The sequence below is a fragment of the Bovifimicola ammoniilytica genome (assembly GCF_025567085.1).
Lineage (GTDB): Bacteria > Bacillota > Clostridia > Lachnospirales > Lachnospiraceae > Bovifimicola > Bovifimicola ammoniilytica.
In genome coordinates, this window is the sequence record NZ_JAOQJN010000017.1 from 1,148 (window position 1) to 2,164 (window position 1,017).

Here is a 1,017-nt window from a genome sequence, read left to right on the forward strand (position 1 = left end):
AGTAAGCAACAGAACAGGAAAGACAACAAAAGTTACAGGTAATGTAGATGATTATACAGAAGATGTAGAGACTGGCAACACAATCTATACATACAATGAACTTAATCAGCTTATTAAATCTGAAACAGTAAAAGTTCCTGAGACAGAAAGTTTTGTAAATGCTTCTGAAACAAATGCAGATATTTTAACAATTAACTATACATATGATGACAATGGAAATCTTACATCAGAACATGGAACCAAAGACAAGACATATACATATGATGCAGAAAATAAGCTTTTAACAGCAACAGTAAGCAGTGGAAATGCTGTCACAATCGAAAGTTATACATATGACTACGAAGGCAACAGAATCAGTAAGCAGGTAAATGAAGAAGAAAAAGTATTCTATCTTAATGATACATATACAAGTCTCACTCAGGTTGCATTAGAACTTACAAAGAATACAGAGAACACTTATAAAATAAACAAGTATTATACAAGAGGACTTGAATTAATCAGTGCTGATATAAAAGAAGACATACAAGCAGATGTACAAGAAGATGCGACAGGAAATACAACAAAAAATACAACTAAAACATACTGTCACAAAATCTACGTTCAGGATGGACATGGCTCAATAACGGCACTTGTAGAAAATTCAAAAATAACAGATACCTATACATACGATTCTTATGGTATAATATTAAAGAAAACCGGAGATACAGATAATGATTATCTCTACACCGGTGAGCAGTACAATGAATCAACAGGTCTTTACTATCTAAGAGCAAGATATATGTCACCTGAAACAGGTACATTTACAACAATGGATACTTATGCAGGAACTCTTGATAATCCTGTAAGTCTTCATAAGTACCTGTATGCAAATGGCAATCCTGTAATGTATACAGACCCAACCGGCAACTTCTCATTAATGGAGACAAGTGTTGCACAGGGAATCCAGGCAACAATTAATACAATAATTACACCTGGATTTAGTCTTCAGAAAATGCTTACACTTGCAAATCTTGCTGT

1 protein-coding gene is annotated in these 1,017 nt (G+C 33.6%); it reads left to right on the forward strand.

The window, feature by feature from the left end; translation table 11 throughout:
• The coding region (locus tag OCV48_RS13755) for an RHS repeat-associated core domain-containing protein (RefSeq protein WP_262559962.1) at positions 1-1,017 on the forward strand (1,017 nt) is incomplete at both ends.